Here is a 23,999-nt window from a genome sequence, read left to right as displayed (position 1 = left end):
TGTCAATTTCCTGCTTTCTTTTTTGAAATCACATTTTTTTAAAAGGAATTTTTTATGACAATCTGTAGCCCTAGACTAGCCTAGTCTAGAGCTCATTTTTTTCTTTTCCTAGTATCAAATTCATATATTTTCTTTACACTTTTCATTAAAAATAGAATGATATAGCGTAGTTGAATATTTACATAATGAAATTAATGGTTTCTTCCAACGCATCATTTGCATCCGGAGATTTCCCCAGCTCGTAAACGATTTCCCCGTCAATCATCGTCATTTCAACCCGTAATTGATCAATACTGTCGATTGTTACATCCAATATTCGGTTGTTTAGCACAATCAAATCTGCTAATTTCCCTACCTCGATGCTTCCTTTTTGGTCTTCCTCGAAGCTTGCGTAGGCTCCGTTCCAGGTGTACAGCCTAATCCCTTCTATGACGGAGATTTTCTGCTCTTCCCCAATGACCGCGCCGGAAGGTGTCAGTCGGTTGACCGCCCCATGAATGCCGATAAGCGGATTGCAGTTAGAGACGGGGCTATCCGAGGCTCCTGCTACGACAATGCCAGCTTTTAAACAGGCTCCAATTGGGTAAAAATAGTCGCTGCGAGCGCCGAAGTGCTTAATGTATATATCTCCAAATTCAGTGAAAAAGTTCGGGTTAGGAACGGTCACTATGCCCAATTTAGCCATTCTCTCGATGAGATCGGGCATCGCCAAACCGGCATGCTCGATTCGATGTCTGTGATTGTGTCGCGGATATTGTCTAAGCGCTTCTTCGAACGTATTCAACAACATCTCGATCGCCCGATCGCCCTGGGCGTGAGCCGTAATTTGATAACCATCTCGATGGGCTGCGATGAGCGCGTCGTTCATATTCTCTTGCGTGTAGTACAGAATGCCGCTGTCTTCCGGATTCGTCTCATATGGCTGACGCGTCGCAAGCGTCGGCGCGGTGCTGGCTCCGTCTATAAAGATTTTCGCCGGACCGATACGAAATCGATCGTCGCCGAACCCAGTGGACAGGCACGTCTCTCTCATTCGGATAAAGTTAGGCTCGTGAACGACCATTGCATACACCCGAACCTTTAAGCGACCAGAACGAACCGCTTGCTGTAGGATGCGAAGATTGACCGGCTCGTACCCACCCGCATCATGAATTGTCGTAATGCCTAACGATACGAAATCGCGCGAAGCGATTTCCGCCGCTCTGGCCAAGACCTCTTCCGTCGGATTCATGACACGTTTTACCGGATCCATGGCTGCTTCCACTAGCAGCCCGTTTAATCTCCCGGACTCGTCCCGACCGAACACTCCACCTTCCGGATCGACCGATTGGTCGTTTACACCTGTCAATTCCAACACATTACTGTTCGCAATCATAATGTGGCCACATTGTCGCACAATTAGAATCGGGTGTTCCGTCGACACCTCATCCAGCTGATTGCGGGTTAGGTACCGCCCTTCCAACATGAACATTTCGTTGTAACCTACTGCTACGATCCACCCTCCTTCAGGGGTAGATTCCGCCTTCAGTTTCAATTCACCGATAATATCTGCATTGGATTGAATCGATGCGTCTTTGCAATTAATCGCTAGCCTTGTAAGTCCATAACCGAGTAGATGCAAATGCGAATCTATAAATCCTGGCAGTAGAGTCCTACCTTGCAAATCCATCACTTTGGTGCTTTCTCCAATCCAACGTTTGATTTCCTTGTTTGTTCCGACGGCTTCTATTCGGTTACGTTTAACGGCAACTGCTTCTGCGATCCGATTGTCCGAATCGACGGTAATGACTTGTCCGTTTAAAAATACAACATCAGCAAACATACGATCACCTCTTATTTTTCTATAAACAAGTTCTAATGACTATGCTTTGTGGGGTTCTAGTTTTTCAGCCAATTCAGCCTACAAAACGTAATTGATTTCTACTAAGCTTCTACTTGAGTCATAGAATCAGCATCAATTATACTGTTTGAGAGATAATTAAAAACCAATGCAATAAACATTTTTCCGATGTACAACATTGACTCTTCATCTACATCAAATTTCGGATGATGATGCGGATATATCGCATTCATCGCCGGATTCCCACCTCCCACATAGAAAAATGTTCCAGGAACCTTCTGTAGATAAAAGGAGAAATCTTCCATTCCTGTTAACGTATACGGCGGGATTTGTATCACTTTTTCCTCTCCCAGAAGATTTTTTGCTAACTTGTCCGCTTTTATTGTTTCATCCGGATGATTCCACAAAGTGGGATATCCTTTCTCATACTTAAATTTCACAGTGGCTCCTGCGGCTTCGCAGGTGGATGTTGCAATTTGCCCAATGGCTTTTTCTATCAAATCTTGAACGCTTTCCTCGAAGGTTCGTACCGTTCCGGTAATTTTAGCCGTGTCGGGAATGACATTAGAAGCCTGTCCGCTTTGAAAAGAACCAACCGAGACAACAACTGTTTTAGATGGATCAACGCGGCGGCTGACGATTTGCTGCAAATTGAGCACCAGTTGGCTGCCCACCACAATTGGATCTACCGTCAAATGAGGAGCTGCTCCATGCCCGCCTTTCCCATAAATCTCAATTTCAAATGTATCCCCGGCCGCCATTATATATCCCTCTCCAACTGCAACCATACTAAGCGGGAGAATGGAAGATACATGGGCTCCATAAATGACATCGACTCCATCCAGACAGCCATCTTCAATCATGGGCTTTGCTCCTCCTGGAATTACCTCTTCCGCAAACTGATGGATAAAGACAACATTTCCTTCGAGCTCATCCTTCACTTCGCTTAATACTTTGGCTACTCCAATCAAAGCAGCTGTATGAACATCATGGCCGCAGGCATGCATCACCCCAGAAATACGGGACTTGTATTCCACGTCTTTCTCGTCTGATATCGGCAATGCATCGAAATCCGCCCGCAGCGCTACTGTTTTGCCCGGTTTCCCTCCTCTTAAGATTCCAACTACTCCTCTTCCGCCAACTTCAGTTCTTACTTCCAATCCCAAGTTTGTTAATACATCAGCGATCTTTTTTGGGGTATTTACCTCATGGAAGGATAGTTCGGGATACATATGAAGATCTCTGCGAAATCTAACCAACTCCGGATATACCTCTTGAAGTCTACTAAATAAGTTTTTTAGCATCATTACCACCCCGTTATTTGTTATAGCATTAATCCATCGGATTGCTGATATTCGTGATCAACATTTCCGTTCCACCTTACTAAATTTGTATTCCCATTAGCCAAAGACCACTATTTTACTTTGACATTCGACTGTATTTGATCAGTCACGTCCACGTGAGAAACATGATTGCTGTTTCGAATGGTTAGTCCGAACAGCGCGGAGGACAAACCATTCGCAATTAAGAACCAGAAAGCGCCGTCGTAAGAACCTTTTAATGCTGAGATGAGTACACCCATCATGATCGGTGCAATGAATCCACCAATCATCGATCCCAGATTCATAATTCCAATCGCGGAACCAATCACACTCTTGTCAAACAATTTGTGAGGGAGTGCGTATACTGCACTAAACACAAAACCATAAAAGATTGATGACAGTGTCAAATAGGTAAAGACCATTCCAACATTAGGTGCGAAGAGTGCTAAAAATAAAAATACTGTGTAAAAAAGTCCATTCATTAAAAAGTACATTTTCTCCCTACCGGAAAATCTGACCAGTAACCAACCACCCGCTGCCGTTCCGAGAGTTGCGGCCGTAGTCGGAAGGAGTCCCAACAACCCTGCGGAAACCAAATCTAAATGGCGTTCTGTTACCATATACATAGGCAACCATGAAGACGTGCCCCACGAAGCAATGCTGATTGAAAACCACGTTAGGACCAATGCCCATGTCTGACGAATTTTCAATAAAGAGAGCATGGAATCCTTGTTTACTGGTTGTTGTTCTTTTGCTTCTTCCAATTGAATCGGACTCCGAATGTATTTCCAAAGCAGTACTCCAATAATCACACCTGCTGCTCCAAGAGCAAAGAACACGTTCCTCCAGCCTAACCAGATCAGGAGTGTTGGCACAAGAACACCCGTAATTAGACCGCCAAACGAATTCGATGACATTAAGATGGACTGTGCCTTACCTCGTTCTTTCTGAGGGAAATACTCAGCGATGGCTTTTGCACAGGCAGCAGGATATCCCCCCTCCATAATTCCGAACAAAAAACGAATCACGATTAAAGCGGTAAACGACCAAGCGAAACCGGTGGAGACTGTAAAAAGCGACCAGAGGACAATAGAAAAAATAATCACCCTTCGGTAACCCAACTGATCTGTCAGCCAGCCGGCCGGAATTTGCATGATGGCGTAAGCCAAGAAGAAGGCGCTGATTACTGTTCCCGTGGCGGCCGGACTAAGATTGAATTCTTGACCGATCGGTACCACAGCAAGAGTCATAACTAACCGGTCCATATAAGAAACCATATAACCCACAAATAGGAGAGACAAAATGAACTTCCTGTTGTCCCCTTGAACAGCCATACGCTTCACAAATCATAACCTCCCCTTAATGATGCCCAGCAAATAATGGATTGCAGCTTGCACCAAGTTTCTGTAAAAAGGCAACTTCCTCTTACGACAGTTCTTCAATTTAGTTCTTTACGAATTTACTAACTCAAGTGCATTATTTTTTGTTTTCTTATGGATCTCATTACCTCCTTTACACCAAATTGTTTATGCAAGTTTTATGCCAAGAAAAAGATCACTTTACAATGAAAAAAGGACGTAAACGGGTTTATTTATGTGAATTTTCTAAATATTTAGAGTATAATTTTTATGAATCGATTCAAATGAATCGAAATTGAATCAACGCTACTCAAAATAATGATGAACTTTGAATTATTTTCGATTCAAAATAAACGGTGGATCCATCCGTTATCAAAGGAGAGACAAGTGATGAATCAGAATATGTCAACCATCGAACCGGAATATTTATTCAAAATCATGAACTTCATGAATAAACCTATTTATATAACCGATAAGAACGGTATGATTCTTTTTGTTAGCGACATGAGCTGTAAGCTGATTGGGAAAAAGAAAGAGGAGCTAATCGGAAAAAACGTCTCACAATTGGAAAAAGAGGGGTTCTTCAAGCCATCTGTTGCAAAAATAGTTTTAGATAAGAAACAAAATGTCAGCGTCATTCAACAAGGTGGAGAAGGAACAGGGGTAATTACAGGACATCTCATATTGGACAAGAATGATGAACCAAAATATGCAGTCACATTGGGTTATGATATTCCAGATTTCGTCGGTTACAGTTCTCAAATTAAAATTGAAGAATTGGATTCTGCTTTTCGGTATTATTTACAAGAATTACAAAAACTCAAAGCGAAACTTGTACGGACCAAAGAAGTCCCTTTTTTTATCGGACAAAGCCGGGTCTATGATATGCTCAAGGAAACAATTGAAAAAGTTGCCTGTGTGGAAACGACCGTTCTTATTACAGGGGAAACAGGTGTTGGAAAAACGCTTATAGCGGAACGTATTCATCATCTGAGTGACCGGAAAGATCGTCCGTTTATCCATCTTAATTGCGCAGCGATTCCGGAATTGCTCCTGGAATCCGAACTGTTCGGCTATCAAAAAGGAGCGTTTACCGGAGCAAATGCGAACGGCAAAACCGGACTTGTCAAACTTGCGGAAAAAGGCACCCTTTTCTTAGACGAGATTGGCGAACCTCACATTCTTTACAACCCAAACTCCTTCAATTGCTGCAAAATAAAACGTACATGCCGATTGGAGCTTCCCAAACGGTAAAAGCCGATGTGCGTATCATTGTAGCCACCAATTGTAATTTGGAGGATATGGTCAAAGAAGGAAAATTCCGGGCTGATTTATATTATCGCCTCCATATTTTACCGATCCGCATACCCTCGCTTCGTGAGCGGAAGGAAGACATCTTTTGTCTCCTTCAGTATAATTTGGAGAAGTTTAATTACTTGCATAACCATAAACGAGTGCTTTCTACAAAAGTGGTCGAAGTGCTTCAAAACTATCATTGGCCTGGAAATGTACGGGAATTGGAAAATATAATTGAGCAGCTTGTCATTATGGCAAAAGAGAATGAAGTTGCAATTCAGGATTTGCCAAAACGCTTGATCGATTCAGTCTGCGAAGACGTTTCTACCTCTTTAAATGCAGGAAATTCTTTACATGAAGTTTTGGAAAGCGTCGAAAAAAGAATGATCACACAAGCATTCCATCATCATAAAACAACCCGCGATGCGGCAAAAGCACTGGGCGTTACTCAGTCATTATTTATGCGCAGGTTGGCGAAATATGCGATTACAAAAGAAGAAAAATAAGCTGGAACGGTAGATGCCGCCGTAACTGATAAAAATGTTAGGAAACCTTGACAGTGTGAGGGACCAACCCAAAGTCATGCTTTGTTGCAATAAAAAAGCACTTAACCCCTAGGTAAAGTGCTTTTTTCAATTTTTTACCTCATTCGCTTTATGCATTCTCCTTATTCTGGAGATGACGCTGCCAACCAGGCTTTCATTATTCTTTAATATCCCACTGTGGATTCCAAACGACTTCCCAAAGGTGTCCATCAGGGTCTTGAAAGTGTGCAGAGTACCCTCCCCAGAAAGTGTCATGTGCCGGATCGTTTATGATCGCGCCAGCTTTTTTTGCTTTTTCCAACACAATATTCACTTCCTCTTTACTACCTACATTGTGACCAAGGGTAAATTCAGTAGGACTTTTCGGAGACAAAGGAACCTTGGCCTCATGCGCTATATCCTTTCGACTCCAAATGGCAAGCTTTAGGCCTTCTTGCAGGTCAAAAAAGGCAACGGCTCCATGCTCAAATTCTTTGCCCACTATTCCTTCAGTTTGAAATCCAAGGCCTTTCCGATAGAATTCCAGCGATTTTTCCAAATCATCCACACCTAATGTAATTACAGTAATACGTGGTTTCATGATTGCCCCCCTTCTTACTTACTTTCTCCTTCTATTGGTTACCAATGCATGTAGTTCAAACCAGATCAAAGTAAACAAATTTTTTGTCAATCTAAAATGATCGAATTAAACGAGTCCTAATAAATGAGTCCCTCCTTTATACACTTGGTTAATTTTAACATTCCCCATCTTTTTTTCCATTAATTTTACTAATCCATTTTATTGGTATTTTAAGTGTAAAATAACTCTCTACCTACTTTAACCGCTCTTTATCCATTAAAAAGTCCCTCTCGATTGAGAGGGGCCTTTAATGGATGGCCCTTAATCTTCGAGCTCCTTTTTCTTGTTCAAGAGTAGGAGGTATTCCCTAACCAATTCCTCTTTTTCCTCTTCCTTCATAACACTGGACAGTTTCCCAAGTGTCTCGATGATTTGCACTTCAATCATAAGAAGTTCAGCCTGTTTATCTTGATTACCATCTTTAAGCGTAGCCGATTTAGTTGATTTCTGATTGATAGCACTTACTCTCGGAGGTTCATCTTCAAATGAAAGTGAATGTGTTGCAAGCGATTGGATCAATGAACGATCATGAGTCACAAAAACGATGGTTCCTGGATACGCCTTTAACACATCGGTTAAAGCCTCTTTAGTTTGAATATCCAGGTAATTTGTAGGTTCATCCAAAACCAATACATTATAGTTTCCCAAAAAAACTTTTGCTAGGGAAGCCCTGACTCTTTCCCCACCGCTTAAAAGTGATACTTGTTTGTGAACATCATTTCCTTTAAAAGCTAATCGTGATAATAGCGTACGAATAAATGCTTGATTGTAGGGACTGTCCTCCAATATATTTTCAAGAACCGTTTTACTTTCATTCAAATTTTCTTGTTGTTGGGCAAAAAATCCAATCTTTGCTGGCTTCGCGACATATAAATCTGAGTGCCGCTCCACTATCTTTTTCAATAATGTCGTTTTTCCTGAACCATTTTGACCATTGATGGCGAGTCTGCAAGCTAGGGGGACATCTCCAAAAATATGTTGTTTCAGCATCCTTGAACCGACTTTCAGGAAACAGCCATTAAATCGAATGACCCTTTTGCTATGCAAAGATGGAAATTCTGAAATATCAAAGATTATAGGGGAATCTTCCCTCGGTTTTTCTTTTTTTGCTAATTTTTCGATTCTAGTTTCAATCGCTTCAGCAGAACGGTTCAATTTCGCCTTCTGTTTCCCGGAGCTCCGTTTATGGAGCCTTGCTTCTGAATTGCCCATTCGTTTAGGGGCTTTCCTAATTGAATCAGATTTGGCTTGGAGGTTTTGTGCAGCCTGTTTCAACCGATTCTTTTCACGGGTGTACTCTTCATATTGCTTATTTTCCATTTCTGTTTTTGCTTGCTTTTGTTTGATATACGCTTCGTAATTCCCTTCATATACAGTTACCTTGCCTTGCTCGACTTCCCATATTGTTGTACACAGATGATTTAAGAAAGTTTTATCATGTGAAGTAAGCAAAATAGCGCCATTAAAAGACTTTAAATCCTTTTCCAATTGTTCAATTCCGGATATATCCAAATGGCTGGTAGGTTCATCCGCAATCAATACATCCGCATTGGAAGACAGAGCTGCGGCGATTTTTCTTCGAGTAAGTTCTCCGCCGCTTATGATTTCTTGATTCTCATTGGGCAGTTTCCATATGCTCGTTAACTCCCCGCTTATTTCTTGTTCAGTTTCTTCAATTTGCGGGATATAGCCGACTGTTCCATAGCTCTCTATATGACCGGTATCGGGTTCCCTCATGCCCGCTAGAATAGAAAGCAAGGTCGTTTTACCTTCTCCATTCCTACCAACCAAACCAACACGGTCATGGCTGTAAAGATGAAGTGCATCAACGGAAAGAACTTCACGGTTCCCGTAACTTTTCTTTAAATCATTCGCTTTTAAAAATAACATGAAAAATCCCCCTCTATTTTTCTAGAGAGAGATCGCCTGTTACTAAATTAATATACATAAACCAAATATATCTCATCTGATTTGATAACAGATAAAGCAGTTGTATATAAATTAGTACCTATAAACGAACAGACGAATCCCATCTCTAAACATAATCATAAAAAATCTCACAAGGGTATCTAAAAAGAGTATTGTTCAAATGAAATAGTGATTTACTTTACTCACCAATAAATCCGGTAAGCAAACAAAGTGACGCGTATTTTCATTGAACATATTTAACCGATTACACCCATTGATATAGATTTAGATTTACTGTTTATTTGATAAGATTACTGCTTCATTGTATGAGGTACCTTTTCCTTCCAATGTAATGAATTAATGATTGCATATTATTCATATGTTTGTAAAGCCATTTTATTCCTTTTTTTTGATTGATGCTCATAAAAAAGTGAGAGAATTAATTGGGCTCAACATGGACATGAACATCATATACTCCATGATCTTTCATCATCACTTTCTCTACATGCGTCGCTATATCATGTGCTTCTTTAATATCCAAGGTAGAATTGACAAGGATGACAACATCAATCACTTCATTATTCCCGTAATTTCTCCCTTTAATTTCTTTTATCCCCTTGACTCCATCCACATTTGTAATTACATCCTTATATAGATGAATTTTATTTTCATCAAATCCGTCTGAAAGTTCATGCGAGGCTTGAATGAAAATCTCCCAGGCTGTTTTGCATATTAATAATCCAACAATGATGGCAGTAAGGGAATCCAGCCAAGGCATATTTAATTGGGAACCAAAAATCCCAATAGCTGTTCCGATACTTACCCAAGCATCCGAGATATTATCTTTTGAAGCTGCCATAACGGCTTTACTATTAATTTTTATAGCAAGCTTTTTATTATATCGGTATACAAAATACATGGCTATTGCTGATAAAACACCTACATACCCTGCAATAATGTCAGGTGATTCCTTTCCACCTTTAAGCATGGAAGCAACGGCGTCTATTAAAACTTGTACACCAACAGCAAACATGATGAATGAAGCTACCATCGAAGCAATCGTTTCGCTTTTCCAATGACCATAACCATGATCTTTATCGGGGGGTCTTTGAGCTAACCTTAAACCGATCAGCACGGCAATGGACGCGACAATATCAGTCGTGTTGTTCAAACCATCCGCTTTCAAGGCCGCTGAGTCGCTTATGTATCCTATAACCAGTTTCATTATTGATAGACAAATATAAGCAATTATACTAATGATTGCACCACGTTCGCCTAATTTGAGGTCATTATATTTTTGTTCTTCCATTCAACTTCCCCCCACAATTAAGTACCTGAATATCATATCAACTTAAAAATGGGTGGGTCTATAGCAACCTTTTTGTATCGCTTTATATAAGTAAGTGATATATAACTATGTTGCATAAGGCAAACTATCTGAAAAGAAAAACATTGATGAACCCTTGTCAAAATCCCCGGATGTTAACGCCGCATAAATAATGAATTAAGTGAGATTTATATCGTTTTTTCAACTTTAAAACAAAATAAAGTTCCGCTTTCGTTTGATTGCAAATTATATTTTATATTTAGTGTTTTAGCTATATCCTCAATTATTTTTAAGCCAAGCCCCTTACTTTTACTATCGATATCAAAACCAATTCCATTATCCTTGATACTGAGTCCATTATTTTCAATGGTAATCACAAGTTTATCAGCCCTCGAGTGATTCAACACATTTTGGAAAACGTTATCGAATAACCTTTGAAGCCACAAGTCATTACTTATCCATTCCAACTCTCCATTTAATGGATGATAAATTAATTCAATACCATGCATGTTATACAAATAACCCCATTTTTTAACCATCATTTCTATTAAATCGTGCATGTTCACTTCATCATTTAAGATATAAGAATTATCTAACGCATCTGTGGATTGAATATTATATTCATTTGTTAATTCGGAAATATAATCAATTTGTTGATATAGTGAAAGTGGAACTTGATCCGTATATTGACCTTCTAAATAAAACAATTGTAATCTTATTGCTGTTAAAGGTGTATTGATGTCATGCCTTAATTTATTTAAGAGTTCCTTTTTCATTTCCTCCTGGTGTTTTAGTTCCAATTCCCGATAGGTCGTTCTTTCTATTAATAAGTTCACCGATTTAGTTAATTTCCCGATTTCATCATTGCTTTTAATCTCTAATATATTCGGAATCTCCTTATCACTAGCTAAATTCCTGATGGTTTCATTCAATATATTTATTTTATTTAATAGCGAGTTAATAGATTTGGAAAATAAGAAGGCTAACAATAATAATGATAAAATGAATACCCCAAGCATTGTAGGATATGCAAATGATTCATGAAAAGGAATGTCATCATTTGTGGTTTTAAAGGCCAAGTCATAAATTACTGACATAAGGATACTGATTAACAGTAATATAAATGGCACGCTAATAACGGCGATAAATAATAATAGCTGGTATTTTTTCTTTAATTTCATTTTTTTATATAGGTATTCAATCTATACCCTTCTCCATATATATTTTGGATGATCTCACCGGTGTTATCATTGATTTTTGTTCTAACTTTTTTTATATGTACATTAATGATATTTTGATTCCTATCCTCGAGCTGCCATAAATGTTCAAAGAAATGTTCTTTCGTTAAGATCCGATCCCTATTTTCATATAAATAGAAAAATATTTTACGCTCTATCGCAGTAAAAACCACTTCATTATGCAAGTCATTATTGAATACCTTTTTATGTTCGGCATCTATATATATATGCTTAATTTGCGTGAAAGTACCATATTGATGATCCAGCAATTTCTGCATTCTTAGTAATAGCTCCCTAGGATCAAAGGGCTTAGTCATATAATCCTCACCAATTGTCAAACCTTGGAGTTTGCTTTCCATATCATTTCGGGCGGATAGAAAAATAACTGGAATATTTAAACCTAGACTTTTTACTTTCTTTGTAATTTGATAGCCATCATCTCCTGGCAGCATAACATCCATAATGACTAAATCCATCTCATGGATTATATCTATAATATCTTTTCCTTCTTTCACCCAACGTACATTGTATTTTTCGCGTTGCAAAATTTTTTTCAATAAATCACCAATCATCAAATCATCTTCAACAATTAAAATATTATATCTTTTCATCATAAAGCCTTTCTTTATTCATTTGATAAATTCCATGGCAAGATCATATATCTCATCTGGCACATATAAATAAATGCTGTGCGTCCCTTTCAGTTTTATTACATCCGCTTTTAATAGTTTCTCTGCAAACTCCTCATAATCTTCATTTTTTTGTTTTGTATATTTTGAATCCTTATTTTCATCGGCAATCGCATCTAAAAATAAAATGGGTGTTCCTTTTGGAATCGGCAAGTTAACTGATTTTTTCCCATTACTGTAACTCTGTAAAAGCTCTTGCTCCATATCATCATTAAAAAACTGTTTATATGATAGTGCTTTATACACTTCCTTTTCATGGTCACTTAAGAATGATTGCCGAATCACTTCGGGATTATAAACAGCAGAAGGAACAAGACGATGCAAACCCATTTTCGTTAAAATATTCACTCCTCTTACAGTCAATGAATCTACCATACCCATTTTATGAGTTACATATTGGTGCGGTAAACCAATATCCAAAGCAATGATTCCCTTTACTTCACTTGGGTATTTTTGTGCCCAGTAAATAGCTTCGATACCTGATACTGAGTGTGGAACCAAATAATAAGGAGGTTTATTTCCACTTTCCATCAACGATTTCCTGCTTTGTTCCAATATTGTATCAATATCCCTATCATCGTGAAAAACATCACTGTATCCATATCCAGCTCTTTCAATGACTGCAATCTTATTTTCTTTTGCAAACTTACTATATAGTCCTTTCAATTCATAAACAGGAGCAGCAATCCCGGAACCGGACATAAAAACGTATGTATCCTCACCGCTGCCTTCCGTATATACATTAATTTCTTTGTTATTAAAATTAACGGATGTTCCTTCACTAATTAATGAAGACTCCTTGCCCTTTTGATAATTATGGTAAATAAAAACAGCTATTGCTACAAAAATGATAATAACAATCAAGGTAAAAAATATATTCTTTGATACTTTCAACATTTTCCTCATAGAGAAAACCCCTTTCAAGTGATACTGAAAGGATATATGTTAAAAATAAATTTCTAATAAATTTTCTTTGTATATTTTCACTTTTACTTTTAATAACAGTGAATTTCATTAGAAAAAGGCTGCTCCAAAGCAGCCCAAACTATTGAAGGAAAGTCTTTCCGAATGAAGTAATAGCATCCCTCCACCATATTCCTAAGGATAAATAATATTATATGTAGGTTTAATCACTCCGTTTGGATATTGTTTCATTTCAACTAAATCTAATTTTAGACTTGGCTTAACGCTGCCGAAAAGAGGGATGCCTTCACCGATTATGACTGGATTCACTTTCAGCACCAATTGATCAATGAGTTTATGTTTTAATAGCGTTCCAGCCAATTCTCCTCCCCCGCAAAGCCATAGCTTTCCGTCACTTTGCTTCTTGAGATTTTCAATAAACGCAACGGCGTTTCCGTCGATAAGTTCTACCTCCTCATTCGATTCAAACTGAAGAGAGCTCGAAAATATATAATGTTTCAAGCCCTTATAACCCGGTTCACCCGGTTTAGCTCCGAATTGAAATCCAAATTCATATGTTTTACTTCCCATCAACACCGCTTCATATTGCTGGATATCGGATAAAAAGTCTGGGACATGATCTCCTTCAAATAAGAAAAAGGATTGATTGATATTCCCATCCAACATTGCTTGATCGGCAATGAAATTGTCCAGTGAAACCGCTACATGATATACCAATTCTGCCACTTAGTCATCCCTCCAATAGTGATTACACATTTTACACGAACAACGAGTGTCCTATAACTATCAGATAACCATATCCATTATTCTTTTGATATGGTCTTCATTTATTTCGACACCCACTTGCGTACATAGGTATTTATTTAGTCTAAGGAATTCTGGGGTCATACATCTCAACGTTTTAATAATTTCATTTGAATCGCGGCCACAATCCCAACTTTCCAATAGGGATAATTGCTTTCCAGCTAATATACTTCTTTTGCCTTCGATTTTTGTCCATACTCCATAGGGTCCGTCTACATGTTCTTCGATTTCCATATACCACCCAGACACAATCAGCCACCGTATCTTATCAAGATTGGATAGTGCATATAACATTTCTCTTCTCATGACGGCTCTGTAGGTTTCATGGACAAAGGCAAGCAGCTTTCCTCTCCAATGTTCAACTTCATCCGGTGAAGGTTTATACACTTGTTTTGCGGATTCATTAATAACATGACTCATAATATTAAAAGGATCATAAAGAACTTACCTCTTTTAACCAAATGGAGGGTACAATTTCCTCAGGTGCGTGATACCAGCTATCCACTTTCACAAATGTATCATAATGAGTGACGACATACGGTGAGGAAGGATTGTAGTCTTCGTGAAAGGAAACATCACCCCAATTATTGGCTCTATCCCTTTTTCCCTTTAAAAATTCCGCTTTCCGTTTTGGAATAACAATGGTGTGCAAATCTATATCAGAGTAGTTATCATGGTTTCCTTTTGCTAATGAACCGGCTATGTAAATAGCCAAAACGCCAGGATCTGCTGATAAATCTTTTAATGCATTTACCAAAAGAATATCTCGTTGTTTCGGTAAAAATGCATCTCTTTCTATATGTTTGCTAACAAATCCCGCACACAAAACCATCTCCTTTTTTTGTAAAACCATCAAAGTAATATATATTCGTGAATCAAGAATAGAATCCCTTCCGAAGAATTGCCGTGTCTGTGATATATACCGCTTCTTACCTCCTTGTTTTCTTGGCGGATATCCAGGAACCGCTTTACCTGGCATCTATCCATGTTCTCACCAATGTGGTATTATTTTGAATATTAAGTTAAAAGGAGGCATCATTTCATGTTTCTTGCAAAAACTCCCGAACCACCCTATTACGCTTGTATTTTCACTTCTCAAAGAAGCGATAAGGATGCCGCAAGCTACAATTCAACCGCGGAATTCATGGATGAACTTGCCGCTCAACAAGATGGCTATTTAGGAGTCGAAAGCGTAAGAGATCAAAACGGGTTAGGAATTACCGTATCCTATTGGAAGTCCCTGGATGCCATAAAGCTTTGGAAAGAAAATGCCGCTCACAAAAAGGCACAAGAAAAAGGTATGAAAGATTGGTACTCGTCATACTCAACCCGAATTTGCAAAGTTGAAAGAGATTATACAAGTAAGTGAGGAAACTAAGATTTCATGTACATAGATGGTTTTTCTCGAAATTTTCAGCTATAGAAAAAGACTGCTTTTTAGCGGTCTCGGACTGTAGAGAAAACTCGAAGAAAAGTGAGTTTGCCTGCAGTTTTTTTAGGGGTATGTACAAATTGAACGTTGATTTCCTCTCCAGGCACTCGCTTTCCGCGGGCAGTTAAACTGACTTTCATTCAATATACCTTCGGGATTTGTTTAATTTTAGGCAAAAATTCAAAGGGAGTTTCAAAAGTGGTTCGGAATATTTTAATTCCAAACCACTTTTGTCGACAAACTGAGACCGCCTTTTTAGCGGTCTTCACAATGAATTAAAAGGTCACTAAATCTTCTTTTATGAGTGAGTACATATATAAATCATCGAATTTGCCACATGTATATTCATAATGCCTTAGCAATCCTTCTCTTCTAAATCCTTGTTTTTCCACGAGTTTTTGGGATGGGTGATTATCGGGTTCAATTAAAGCTTCAATCCTTTCCAGGTGAAAGTGGCGATAGCCATACATAACAACAGCTTCCAATGCTTCACTAGCAATGCCTTTTCCCCAATGATCTTTACATAAATCATATCCAATTTCAGCTCGATGATGCTTGGTGACCATATTCAGAAAACCGCAACTTCCTATAACCTTACCGGAATCTTTTAATGTAATTCCCCATCTGATTCCCGTACCTTCCTGGAATATAGATTCGTACCATTTAATTTCATCCCATACGTCATTTACTGTTTGGCACGGATCTAATCCCATTGGCTTCACTACATCTATATCAGATAAATATTTAAACATATCACCCGCGTCTTCTATTGTTACTTCCCTTAAGATCAATCGTCGTGTTTCAATAAGCGGAAATTCCTTCTCCATCCACTTTCCCTCCCCCAAAGTCCCTTTTCCATACGTTACTGATTTAATCATTACCTAATTAAAGCCGATAATCAACGCTTTATTGTATAAAGAAATAATGATAATAGCTAAAAGGCGTCCCTACTTTCGTAGAGACGCATTTTTTCCGTTTACTTGATTCCTTCATTTATAGAATTCGTTTCCTTTACTGCTGAAATCATTAAAAACTTGGGCCTTCGATTTTCATCGTTCATTTCAGGAACACTTTTTAACAATTCATCAGAAGGCATCGGATCATACGCTGAAACCAGCACCAATCAAGTCATTTATCTATGTTGAGATCGTACGATGATACTTTAATTCGTTATCGGTTAAGAAGGTTGTTTCTCTCACACCTTCGAATTGATAATTGTCAACTGGCCAATGCAAATGATTTCCGCGATCATCTACATACCAAGCTTGTTCTTTGCGGGAAGTAAAGATTGGATGTTCAACCGAGAAAACAAAAGTTTTGTTAAGTCAAAGAGGGATAATTTTTTCTTATTATTATTACAAAACAACTTAAGCACCAATAGTGTTTAAAATTCAATATGAGGAAAAAAAAAACAGCCATTAATATTGTTGTCTTTTATTTTGACAACAATAAATAGGCAGCCCTGTTTTGTTGTCCATCATTGTCCATATAGGACGCTTCCCACCCTTTGTACATAGTCTGAAAGGGTAAACAAAAAAGGAGGATTTCTTGAATGTATAATTATAATTACGCTTATTACCCTAATAATGTGCATTATTATATAGATGGAGAACGAATACCTGGCCCGGGCGGTAGTCAATGGGACGGACACGGTGGTGGCCATGGCGGTGGCCAATGGGACGGACACGGTGGTGGTCATGGCGGCGGTCATTGGGACGGACACGGTGGTGGTCATGGCGGCGGTCATTGGGAACACGGACAATGGATTCCACGCTGTAGGAGAGTATGGGCTCCCGGATTTGGTTGGACTTGGATTTGTAGGTGGTGAAAAAAAGACAGCTTATGGCTGTCTCTTTTTTTGCTTTTTCTTCGTTTTGTCCAATAACTCCAATTACCAGTATGCTTGTTTTCCTACCTCCCCATCTGAAGTTCAAATTACTGCAAACAAAACCCTTCATATTGATATTGATCTTAATCCCTTTCGACAATTAGTTGTAATTTCAACAAGATAATTCGTACAATTTAGGACTTATCTCCTGATGTCCTTTAAAAGAATAAGTCTTTTTTACCCATCCTTAATAAGTTATCGAGAAGATAAGCAAACTATACCATATTGCAGCTATACGGAATCTACCTAGGCTTAGTTCGCTACAAATTAATCCAGGTAGTTAAAAAGGATAAATGATATCGCTTAATCAAAATTTAATGGGGTGAATGTTTTATGAGAATGAAAAAAGCAATAATAGGTCTCTCACTCTTATGTATGATTGTTCCTGGTATTGCCAAATCGGCTGATTCCGTTGCTGAAAATAATCGAAGCAATATCGTAGCAAATTGGAAATTCACAAAACAACATGTTAAAAGCGGTACAATCGATAAAGGTAATTTAATTATAGAAGATACAAGCAAACATGGAAACGATTTAGAGTTAGTGACGATAGGTGATCCTGCCTCGCCTGAATTAAAAAATATGATTCAATGGTCTGAAGAAGATTATCATGATCAAGAAAAAGTGGATAGCTTGAAGTTCGCTAACTATGAAAACGCCCCTTCAGGTAGGTATTTCAAAACCAAAAAGAATGCACCTATCAATTCGGAGAAATTCGATAAGGGTTTTACCATTGAAGCGATTTTTAAGTTGCCAAGTGATTCCAAGAGTGTCATGGGGCTTTTTTCTAGACAAGGACAGGCGGCCGATCTTAATAAAATGGAAGGCGAGAAAAAAATCCTTTCTGCTTTAACTGTATCCAGTGATCAAAAAATCCACTGGACAAGTCATCCATCTAATTTAAATTATAATGTAAGCAATTGGTCTCGATCTTTAAACGCTGAGGAATGGTACCATTTGGCAGTTGTTAATGATGGTAACACGACGACTTTAACTTTGAATGGCATAAGTGATTACGGAAAATCAGAAAAAGTAATAGGTATTGCAGCAGTTAATGGTAAAGGCTGGAACATCGGAGCATCTGAGTGGGGAAATAAGTTTAATGCACTATTCAAAGGGAATATCCAGGAAATACGAATTGCTAATAAGGCTTTAACCGAAAAAGAATGGCTTGTGCAGGATGCCCGTGACGATGAACCATTCGAAGGATCAAACAAAGCTTTACCCTTTCTAAAGAATAAAAAGAATTATAATTTTCTTTTTGTACCAGATACCCAGAAATATTCAAGCCAAAATCCAGAGATATTTAATAGCCAAATGAACTGGATTTCCAATAACACCAAGAAGAACAATATTATCATGAATACATTTGTTGGGGACATAGTCGATAGTGATTTAGAAAAACAATGGCAGAATTCCCTCGGTGCCATTTCCCTCTTGGATAAAAAGGATGTTCCATATATGATGGCGGCCGGGAATCATGACTATGCGGCCGGGGACCCTTTCTTAACACATTATGGGCCGCAGCGTTTTTTGAATAAAAAATACTATAAGGGGTCGTCTCCCTCTGGGTATAGCTCATATGCAATCGCTAAGGCAGGGAGTTATGAATACTTAGTTTTAATAGTGGATATGAAAAATCTGCATAAGGACCTGGAATGGTCAAAAAAGGTTCTGGATCAGCATAAAGATAAACCGACAATCCTTGTCTCACATGATATTATATTTCCGAAGGTTAAGGATGATAAAACCATCGCCGTCGAGTCGTCTAATGGCCGGCTGATTTGGGATGAACTTGTAAAGGACCATAATCAAGTGTTCATGACGGTTAATGGACATTATTTTGGGATAGCACATCGGGTAAAACAAAATTCAGCAGGAAATGATGTCATTCAAATGCTGGTCAATTACCAAACGAATTATCGAGGGGGTAATGGCTGGCTAAGACTTGTAGAATTTGATGAAAAGAAAAATGTATTGGTATTCCGAACCTATTCGCCCTTTGTCGACGAAATGTCTAAAAAAGAAAAATCCTATATCGATTATAAATTTTTAACAGGTGAAAATAATTCATTTAAATTGGATTGGGACTTTAAAAATAGATTTAATTTTAAGTAATTAAAAGAGGAGGAAAAAATCCAATTCCCCAGGTGTAACTGATTGATCTCAGCAACCTGGGTGAATTCCTTTATTGGGTGCCCTCCTATGTGTTGAGTCGTTCAAGAAGGATAAACGTTCATTCTTCATGATGAATTTAAAATGCTGCGATTTTTTCCAGTTGGTTTAAAGAACTATCATGCTGCTTTTTTCATTACTGATTTATACTTTCCGAACCCATTAACGACAAGAACCCCTAATATCGCAATTCCGCCGCCAATGACTGAAAGAGTACTAGGCACTTCCCGCAGCCAAACCCAAGCGACGAAAATGGCAATCACAGGTTCAAGGTATAACAAACTGGAAACGGAACTGGCTTTTCCTAATGATAGTGCGACTGCCCAAGTTACATAACCGATGGCTGCAGGGAAAATACCAACAAAAATCGCTGATAAATGACCTTCCATTGTAGCATGTTGAATTTCTTGAAATAGCCCAGGAAAAAATATGAAAAAGGGTATTGTACCGATCCATGTGAAATAGGCTGTCAATTCAATCGGATTATAGCGGCTAAACAGTGGCTTTTGGAAAACAAAAAACACTGCAGAAGCAATAGCAGACATCAGCACTAAAAAGGCACCTTCAGAAATATTCAGGGAAGGGCCTGCAGTACCTAATGTTATTAAGGTGATCCCTATGAATCCTATGCCTAAACCAATCCAACCGAATAGGCCGAGGCGTTCTTTTAAAACGAATGCAGCAATGATCGCGATGAAGACAGGTGCTGAACCAATCAGCATTCCAGCCGTTCCCGCCGAAACGGTTTGTTCCCCGAATGTAACCCCGATATGATAAATACTAATACCAATAAATGCAAGGATCGATATCCTCAGCAAATCCTCTTTTTTCGGGAGTCGAAATTTCACCCCAGGCCATAGAGCATAAAGGACAAAAATCCCTGATGCTATAAGATAACGAACAAGTACCAAATGGCCGGCTGAATACCCGCCATGTAAGCTTGCACGAATAGCAGCGAATGTAGATCCCCAAATAATAACTGTAATAGATGCCAATAAAAACGCCTTAGTGTTCAAAACCTATTCCTCCCAACCAATCACTATAAACTGAAGGTATCATGGATACGTGAGAACTTCAATAAAATTTCTATCTTGCTGTGAAGTGGAACAGTAAAATAACGAATAAGAGTACATTCCGAGATGTAATCATCGCTGAAGAAATCCCCTTCCATATGGGATTGAATTGGAAATCTTCATTTAAAGATGGAATAGGTTTGAAAATTATGCTAAACAAAAGGTGCTTCGTATAGGAAGCACCTTTTGTTCAGACTGCAGACAAACTCGATATTAAGATTACCTACATTTTTTTGAGGGAGTGTAAAATATGAACGTTGATTTCCACTCCAGGCACTCGCTTTCCGCGGGCGTTCCGGGAGCCTCCTCGGCGCTCTTGGCGCCTGTGGGGTCTCCCTTGGACGCGCTTTTCCCGCAGGAGTCTCGTACCTTCCGTTCCAATCAACTATGTTTAAATATTCAGAAGGAACCCCTTTTGTCTACAAACTCGTTTACAATTACCTTTTCCAAATTTAAGCTTACTTGAAATATTGTCTTGGGGCTTTTACACTGTAACCATTTTGTGAAGCAATACTGCAAAAATAACGTTTATATTATAAATTTCATTAACTATTTTCTGGTTTCCAAGATGAAAAGCGTCTTTCAATAATGCCTAATAATGAAGTAAGAATGATTCCCGTAATAGTAATGACCAACACTCCAACAAACATGCGATCTGTTTGTAGATTTTGACCATTGCTTGTCAATTGATATCCGATTCCAGCTGTCGAAGCGAATAATTCACCTACAACTACAGCAATTAATCCTTGACCAATACCTAAGCGAATACCGTTTAAAAGGAATGGTACCGTCGAAGGCAAAGCGATTGTTTTAAATATTTGAAATTCACTTGCACTAAATGTTCTTGCTGCTTTTATTAAGTTTTGATCTAATGTTAACATAGCTTTTTGAGCGCTCATCACTATTGGAAAGAAGGCCATCAAAAATACTATAACAATTTTTGATGCTGGTCCTATTCCGAATGCAATTATGATCACTGGTAAAAGGGCGACTTTAGGCGTTACATATAATCCTGAAATGAAAGGGTTAACGACTGCATTAAAGTTAGAATTCCAGCCCGATAACACACCAATTGGAATTCCAATAAGTATTGCTAAAACAAAGCCTGCAATAAATTCGTAACCACTTACTTTCATATTTTCCCAAAAAGAAATTTCTTGGACCATTAAAACTGCCGCTTGGGCAATTTCAATTGGTGAGCTAATGAACAATGGATTTATCCATTCATTTTGAGAGGCAACTTCCCAAAGCAACAGGAATATTAAAACAGAAGCAATACTGATAAAAAATGACTTCTTTTCTTTTTTTATTTTCTTCGCCTTTTTTATCTTGTGCTTTGATTGTGTTAGTTGGATCGTACCCTTCGTCATATTATTCTCCTTTCCCTTTATTATTTTTCTTTATTATCGAAACCTTGTTTTGAAGACTCCTGTTCAATAATGGACCATATATGATCTACAAACTCTAAAAATTCCGGGCTACGCTTCACGTGGAGATCTCTAGGTCTAGGTATATCAACATCGACAACCTCCACTACACGTCCTGGTCTTGCCCCAAAAACAAAAACTCTATCAGCTAAAAATACCGCTTCATCAATTTGGTGTGTAATAAAAAGACTTGTCTTTTTTGTCTCATCCCATATTCTAAGTAACTCACCTTGCATAAACTCCCTGGTTTGTGCGTCCAATGCCGAAAATGGTTCATCCAGTAATATTAAGGACGGGTTTACCGTTAATGCTCGAGCCAAGTTTACCCTTTGCTGCATCCCCCCTGATAATTCGTGGGGATAATGATTTTCATAACCTTTTAAACCGACCATTTCAATAAATTCTTTAGCCTCTCCCTTCTTCTCTGCCGTTAATTGCTTTAGCAGTTCAACACCATAGAGAACATTTTCCAAAACTGTTCTCCAAGGTAAAAGGCTCGGGTTTTGAAAAACCATTGCCCTGTCCTTGCCGGGACCATCAATTTTTTGCTGATCTAATAGAATTTCTCCCTTACTTGGCTTAAGTAATCCAACTACAGTATTTAAAAAAGTGGTTTTCCCACAGCCGCTCGGCCCTACAATACATATAAATTCACCATCTTTGATATTCAAGTTTATATTCTGCAGGGCAATCACTTCTGCACCAGTTTTATTGTTAACGTAAGTAACATCCAAAAAACGAGTGGACAATTTGAAATTTTCCAGTTGTGCATTTTCCATCTTACCTATCATCTCCTTTCTATCTAATTATTTTTTAAATGCTTCTTCTATATAACTATTTGTCCAAATAACATCTTCAGTAGTATCCTGTTTAGTAGAAACGCCTGACAACTTGCCGAATTCAACTAATGGATCCTGGGCATTATCCCAAGCTTCTTGATTCATTTCCCCATATCCTTTAAAAGTGTTTTTCAATCCGATTAGTGATTCCTCTAGGATATCAACATCAATTCCATCAAAATAAGATACGATTGATTCGGCTGCTTCTCTTGGATTATTACGTGTGAATTCCATACCTTTCCCTATTGCCCGAACTACTTTCAAAGATGTTTCCTGATTTTTTTCTAAATATTCCTTTTTAGCAAAAACAGCTTCCCAGACCATATTCCCATACATTGGCTCTTCACTTGTATTGATTACAATCTCACCAACATCTTTACTTTCCGCTTGTAAACCCATTGGAGGTGATGCTATACCACCGTCAACAATCCCCTCCTGCATACCGCCAATCTTCGATCCATCTCCTGCTAATTTGACGGCTTTAAAAGTTTTGGGATCAACACCATGCATTTGCATTAAATATCGGGTGTATACGTCTCCAGAATCGCCAACAAGGTTTGTACCAATAGTCGCGCCGTTCAATGAAGCAACTCTATCTTCAAGTGATGAGTCTTTAGAAACATTCTTTTTCTTTTGATATTGTTTAGAGAGAGTAATTTGATAAGTTAGCGCTGAATTTAAAGATTGAATCGCCATTAAATCTTCACCTTTGTCAAGAGGAGTGAACATACTTCGAGGACCTGAGACCGCAAACTGAGCTTCTCCCGATAATACAGAAGCAATGACTTGTGCTCCTCCACCACCAGATACAATCTCAGCTTCTATTCCTTCTTTTTCAAAAAATCCTTGCTCAATGGCTACATATAAAGGGGCAACTGACAATAACCGTGCAGGTTCCGTAAAAGTAAGCTTTACCGCTTTCCCTCCGGAACTCCCTTTATTTTCTGTAGTTGTTTCGTCACTTGAACTGCATCCAGATACTATTAACGCCAAACAAAGCAGAACGAACGCCAATTTATTCTTAAACATATTACTTACCTCCCTAAATCAATTTTTAGTCAATTGAAAATTCTCCATAAAAAGATATTACTATTCCCCCTTCTTTTAATTTTATATACAAAACATGATTTCATATACATATCAATTCTAAATCAGCTGTCCCAGCGTGGTCAATTATAATTTTGGAAAATTTAGATAATTCGGTGGATTTCTGTACAAAAAAACACTCATTTAGAATCATTGAGTGTCTGCTTCCTTTAACTATCCGGATACATCAGGCTGCTCCATTAACATAA

General features: G+C 38.4%; 22 protein-coding genes and 1 pseudogene. 5 read left to right on the top strand and 18 right to left on the bottom strand.

Features of this window, described 5'->3' with window-relative positions; all coding sequences use genetic code 11:
- Positions 1 to 178: 178 nt before the first annotated feature.
- The 3 genes from FNK51_RS24710 to FNK51_RS24700 form a co-directional block, all read right to left on the bottom strand.
- Positions 179 to 1,822 (bottom strand): amidohydrolase, encoded by a 1,644-nt coding sequence (locus FNK51_RS24710; protein ID WP_141995030.1) that lies wholly within the window; start codon positions 1,820 to 1,822, stop codon positions 179 to 181.
- A gap of 101 nt (positions 1,823 to 1,923) precedes the next feature.
- On the bottom strand, positions 1,924 to 3,144 hold the full coding sequence (locus FNK51_RS24705; RefSeq protein ID WP_141995029.1) for a M20 family metallopeptidase: 1,221 nt from the start codon (positions 3,142 to 3,144) through the stop codon (positions 1,924 to 1,926).
- A 110-nt stretch (positions 3,145 to 3,254) separates the two neighbouring features.
- Positions 3,255 to 4,496, bottom strand: a complete 1,242-nt coding sequence (locus FNK51_RS24700) for an MFS transporter (RefSeq protein WP_286178882.1) — start codon at positions 4,494 to 4,496, stop codon at positions 3,255 to 3,257.
- Positions 4,497 to 4,910: 414 nt separating this feature from the next.
- On the opposite strand from FNK51_RS24700, the gene FNK51_RS27645 reads away from it, so the two are divergent.
- Both FNK51_RS27645 and FNK51_RS27640 read left to right on the top strand, forming a co-directional pair.
- The gene (locus FNK51_RS27645; RefSeq protein WP_353617978.1) at positions 4,911 to 5,774 is read left to right on the top strand and encodes a sigma 54-interacting transcriptional regulator; all 864 of its coding nucleotides are present in this window, start codon (positions 4,911 to 4,913) and stop codon (positions 5,772 to 5,774) included.
- Positions 5,747 to 6,322 carry an AAA-type ATPase lid domain-containing protein gene (locus FNK51_RS27640; protein ID WP_353617977.1) on the top strand — a complete coding sequence of 192 codons (576 nt, stop codon included), beginning with the start codon at positions 5,747 to 5,749 and terminating at the stop codon, positions 6,320 to 6,322. The genes FNK51_RS27645 and FNK51_RS27640 overlap by 28 nt, the downstream gene beginning before the upstream one ends.
- A gap of 196 nt (positions 6,323 to 6,518) precedes the next feature.
- Here the strand turns inward: FNK51_RS27640 and FNK51_RS24690 are convergent, their stop codons facing one another.
- The 9 genes from FNK51_RS24690 to FNK51_RS27425 form a co-directional block, all read right to left on the bottom strand.
- A complete protein-coding gene (locus tag FNK51_RS24690) occupies positions 6,519 to 6,941 on the bottom strand; it encodes a VOC family protein (protein WP_141995027.1) in 423 nt (140 codons plus the stop codon).
- A 300-nt stretch (positions 6,942 to 7,241) separates the two neighbouring features.
- Complete coding sequence (abc-f, locus tag FNK51_RS24685; protein WP_141995026.1) at positions 7,242 to 8,870, bottom strand: ribosomal protection-like ABC-F family protein; 1,629 nt, start codon at positions 8,868 to 8,870, stop codon at positions 7,242 to 7,244.
- Between the two features lie 457 nt (positions 8,871 to 9,327).
- The gene (locus FNK51_RS24680; RefSeq protein WP_141995025.1) at positions 9,328 to 10,197 is read right to left on the bottom strand and encodes a cation diffusion facilitator family transporter; all 870 of its coding nucleotides are present in this window, start codon (positions 10,195 to 10,197) and stop codon (positions 9,328 to 9,330) included.
- A 206-nt stretch (positions 10,198 to 10,403) separates the two neighbouring features.
- The gene (locus tag FNK51_RS24675; RefSeq protein WP_141995024.1) at positions 10,404 to 11,396 is read right to left on the bottom strand and encodes a sensor histidine kinase; all 993 of its coding nucleotides are present in this window, start codon (positions 11,394 to 11,396) and stop codon (positions 10,404 to 10,406) included.
- Positions 11,393 to 12,064, bottom strand: a complete 672-nt coding sequence (locus FNK51_RS24670) for a response regulator transcription factor (RefSeq protein WP_098372960.1) — start codon at positions 12,062 to 12,064, stop codon at positions 11,393 to 11,395. Before FNK51_RS24670 ends, FNK51_RS24675 begins: the two co-directional genes overlap by 4 nt.
- A gap of 18 nt (positions 12,065 to 12,082) precedes the next feature.
- Entirely contained in the window at positions 12,083 to 13,048 is a 966-nt protein-coding gene (locus FNK51_RS24665; RefSeq protein ID WP_141995023.1) for an alpha/beta fold hydrolase, read from the bottom strand.
- Positions 13,049 to 13,240: 192 nt separating this feature from the next.
- Positions 13,241 to 13,792, bottom strand: coding sequence for a dihydrofolate reductase family protein (locus FNK51_RS24660; RefSeq protein WP_141995022.1), 552 nt, complete (start codon positions 13,790 to 13,792; stop codon positions 13,241 to 13,243).
- Between the two features lie 60 nt (positions 13,793 to 13,852).
- Positions 13,853 to 14,290 carry a hypothetical protein gene (locus tag FNK51_RS27430; RefSeq protein ID WP_286178875.1) on the bottom strand — a complete coding sequence of 146 codons (438 nt, stop codon included), beginning with the start codon at positions 14,288 to 14,290 and terminating at the stop codon, positions 13,853 to 13,855.
- Positions 14,291 to 14,303: 13 nt separating this feature from the next.
- Positions 14,304 to 14,849 carry a nucleotidyltransferase domain-containing protein gene (locus FNK51_RS27425; protein ID WP_286178874.1) on the bottom strand — a complete coding sequence of 182 codons (546 nt, stop codon included), beginning with the start codon at positions 14,847 to 14,849 and terminating at the stop codon, positions 14,304 to 14,306.
- 63 nt (positions 14,850 to 14,912) lie between these two features.
- Between FNK51_RS27425 and FNK51_RS24650 the strand changes: the two genes are divergently transcribed.
- Complete coding sequence (locus FNK51_RS24650) at positions 14,913 to 15,239, top strand: antibiotic biosynthesis monooxygenase family protein (protein ID WP_141995021.1); 327 nt, start codon at positions 14,913 to 14,915, stop codon at positions 15,237 to 15,239.
- A 338-nt stretch (positions 15,240 to 15,577) separates the two neighbouring features.
- Here the strand turns inward: FNK51_RS24650 and FNK51_RS24645 are convergent, their stop codons facing one another.
- Both FNK51_RS24645 and FNK51_RS27420 read right to left on the bottom strand, forming a co-directional pair.
- The gene (locus FNK51_RS24645; protein ID WP_141995020.1) at positions 15,578 to 16,129 is read right to left on the bottom strand and encodes a GNAT family N-acetyltransferase; all 552 of its coding nucleotides are present in this window, start codon (positions 16,127 to 16,129) and stop codon (positions 15,578 to 15,580) included.
- A gap of 149 nt (positions 16,130 to 16,278) precedes the next feature.
- Positions 16,279 to 16,618: pseudogene (locus FNK51_RS27420) on the bottom strand (class I SAM-dependent methyltransferase); the annotation flags it as partial.
- A gap of 351 nt (positions 16,619 to 16,969) precedes the next feature.
- Between FNK51_RS27420 and FNK51_RS26985 the strand changes: the two are divergent.
- Together FNK51_RS26985 and FNK51_RS24630 are read left to right on the top strand one after the other, a co-directional pair.
- Positions 16,970 to 17,314, top strand: coding sequence for a hypothetical protein (locus FNK51_RS26985; RefSeq protein ID WP_220127005.1), 345 nt, complete (start codon positions 16,970 to 16,972; stop codon positions 17,312 to 17,314).
- A gap of 209 nt (positions 17,315 to 17,523) precedes the next feature.
- Positions 17,524 to 19,308, top strand: a complete 1,785-nt coding sequence (locus FNK51_RS24630; protein WP_141995019.1) for a laminin G domain-containing metallophosphoesterase family protein — start codon at positions 17,524 to 17,526, stop codon at positions 19,306 to 19,308.
- A 176-nt stretch (positions 19,309 to 19,484) separates the two neighbouring features.
- On the opposite strand, the gene FNK51_RS24625 is transcribed toward FNK51_RS24630, so the two are convergent.
- From FNK51_RS24625 to FNK51_RS24605, 4 genes are all read right to left on the bottom strand, one after another.
- The gene (locus FNK51_RS24625; RefSeq protein WP_098372877.1) at positions 19,485 to 20,381 is read right to left on the bottom strand and encodes a DMT family transporter; all 897 of its coding nucleotides are present in this window, start codon (positions 20,379 to 20,381) and stop codon (positions 19,485 to 19,487) included.
- Positions 20,382 to 20,983: 602 nt separating this feature from the next.
- The gene (locus tag FNK51_RS24615; protein WP_141995018.1) at positions 20,984 to 21,808 is read right to left on the bottom strand and encodes an ABC transporter permease; all 825 of its coding nucleotides are present in this window, start codon (positions 21,806 to 21,808) and stop codon (positions 20,984 to 20,986) included.
- A 20-nt stretch (positions 21,809 to 21,828) separates the two neighbouring features.
- A complete protein-coding gene (locus FNK51_RS24610; protein WP_141995017.1) occupies positions 21,829 to 22,644 on the bottom strand; it encodes an ABC transporter ATP-binding protein in 816 nt (271 codons plus the stop codon).
- Positions 22,645 to 22,671: 27 nt separating this feature from the next.
- Positions 22,672 to 23,733, bottom strand: coding sequence for an ABC transporter substrate-binding protein (locus FNK51_RS24605; protein WP_141995016.1), 1,062 nt, complete (start codon positions 23,731 to 23,733; stop codon positions 22,672 to 22,674).
- Positions 23,734 to 23,999: the final 266 nt, after the last annotated feature.

The organism is Bacillus sp. B4EP4a, from assembly GCF_006680105.1.
Classification (GTDB): domain Bacteria; phylum Bacillota; class Bacilli; order Bacillales; family DSM-1321; genus Peribacillus; species Peribacillus simplex_E.
This window is presented reverse-complemented; position numbering and strand designations above follow the sequence as displayed.

Coding starts and splice junctions, on each gene's coding strand:
- FNK51_RS24710 (WP_141995030.1), bottom strand. CDS start 1,822: ATGTTTGCTGATGTTGTATTTTTAAACGGACAAGTCATTACCGTCGAT.
- FNK51_RS24705 (WP_141995029.1), bottom strand. CDS start 3,144: ATGCTAAAAAACTTATTTAGTAGACTTCAAGAGGTATATCCGGAGTTG.
- FNK51_RS24700 (WP_286178882.1), bottom strand. CDS start 4,496: ATGGCTGTTCAAGGGGACAACAGGAAGTTCATTTTGTCTCTCCTATTT.
- FNK51_RS27645 (WP_353617978.1), top strand. CDS start 4,911: ATGAATCAGAATATGTCAACCATCGAACCGGAATATTTATTCAAAATC.
- FNK51_RS27640 (WP_353617977.1), top strand. CDS start 5,747: ATGCCGATTGGAGCTTCCCAAACGGTAAAAGCCGATGTGCGTATCATT.
- FNK51_RS24690 (WP_141995027.1), bottom strand. CDS start 6,941: ATGAAACCACGTATTACTGTAATTACATTAGGTGTGGATGATTTGGAA.
- abc-f (WP_141995026.1), bottom strand. CDS start 8,870: ATGTTATTTTTAAAAGCGAATGATTTAAAGAAAAGTTACGGGAACCGT.
- FNK51_RS24680 (WP_141995025.1), bottom strand. CDS start 10,197: ATGGAAGAACAAAAATATAATGACCTCAAATTAGGCGAACGTGGTGCA.
- FNK51_RS24675 (WP_141995024.1), bottom strand. CDS start 11,396: ATGAAATTAAAGAAAAAATACCAGCTATTATTATTTATCGCCGTTATT.
- FNK51_RS24670 (WP_098372960.1), bottom strand. CDS start 12,064: ATGAAAAGATATAATATTTTAATTGTTGAAGATGATTTGATGATTGGT.
- FNK51_RS24665 (WP_141995023.1), bottom strand. CDS start 13,048: ATGAGGAAAATGTTGAAAGTATCAAAGAATATATTTTTTACCTTGATT.
- FNK51_RS27430 (WP_286178875.1), bottom strand. CDS start 14,290: ATGAGTCATGTTATTAATGAATCCGCAAAACAAGTGTATAAACCTTCA.
- FNK51_RS27425 (WP_286178874.1), bottom strand. CDS start 14,849: ATGCCAGGTAAAGCGGTTCCTGGATATCCGCCAAGAAAACAAGGAGGT.
- FNK51_RS24650 (WP_141995021.1), top strand. CDS start 14,913: ATGTTTCTTGCAAAAACTCCCGAACCACCCTATTACGCTTGTATTTTC.
- FNK51_RS24645 (WP_141995020.1), bottom strand. CDS start 16,129: ATGGAGAAGGAATTTCCGCTTATTGAAACACGACGATTGATCTTAAGG.
- FNK51_RS24630 (WP_141995019.1), top strand. CDS start 17,524: ATGAGAATGAAAAAAGCAATAATAGGTCTCTCACTCTTATGTATGATT.
- FNK51_RS24615 (WP_141995018.1), bottom strand. CDS start 21,808: ATGACGAAGGGTACGATCCAACTAACACAATCAAAGCACAAGATAAAA.
- FNK51_RS24610 (WP_141995017.1), bottom strand. CDS start 22,644: ATGGAAAATGCACAACTGGAAAATTTCAAATTGTCCACTCGTTTTTTG.
- FNK51_RS24605 (WP_141995016.1), bottom strand. CDS start 23,733: ATGTTTAAGAATAAATTGGCGTTCGTTCTGCTTTGTTTGGCGTTAATA.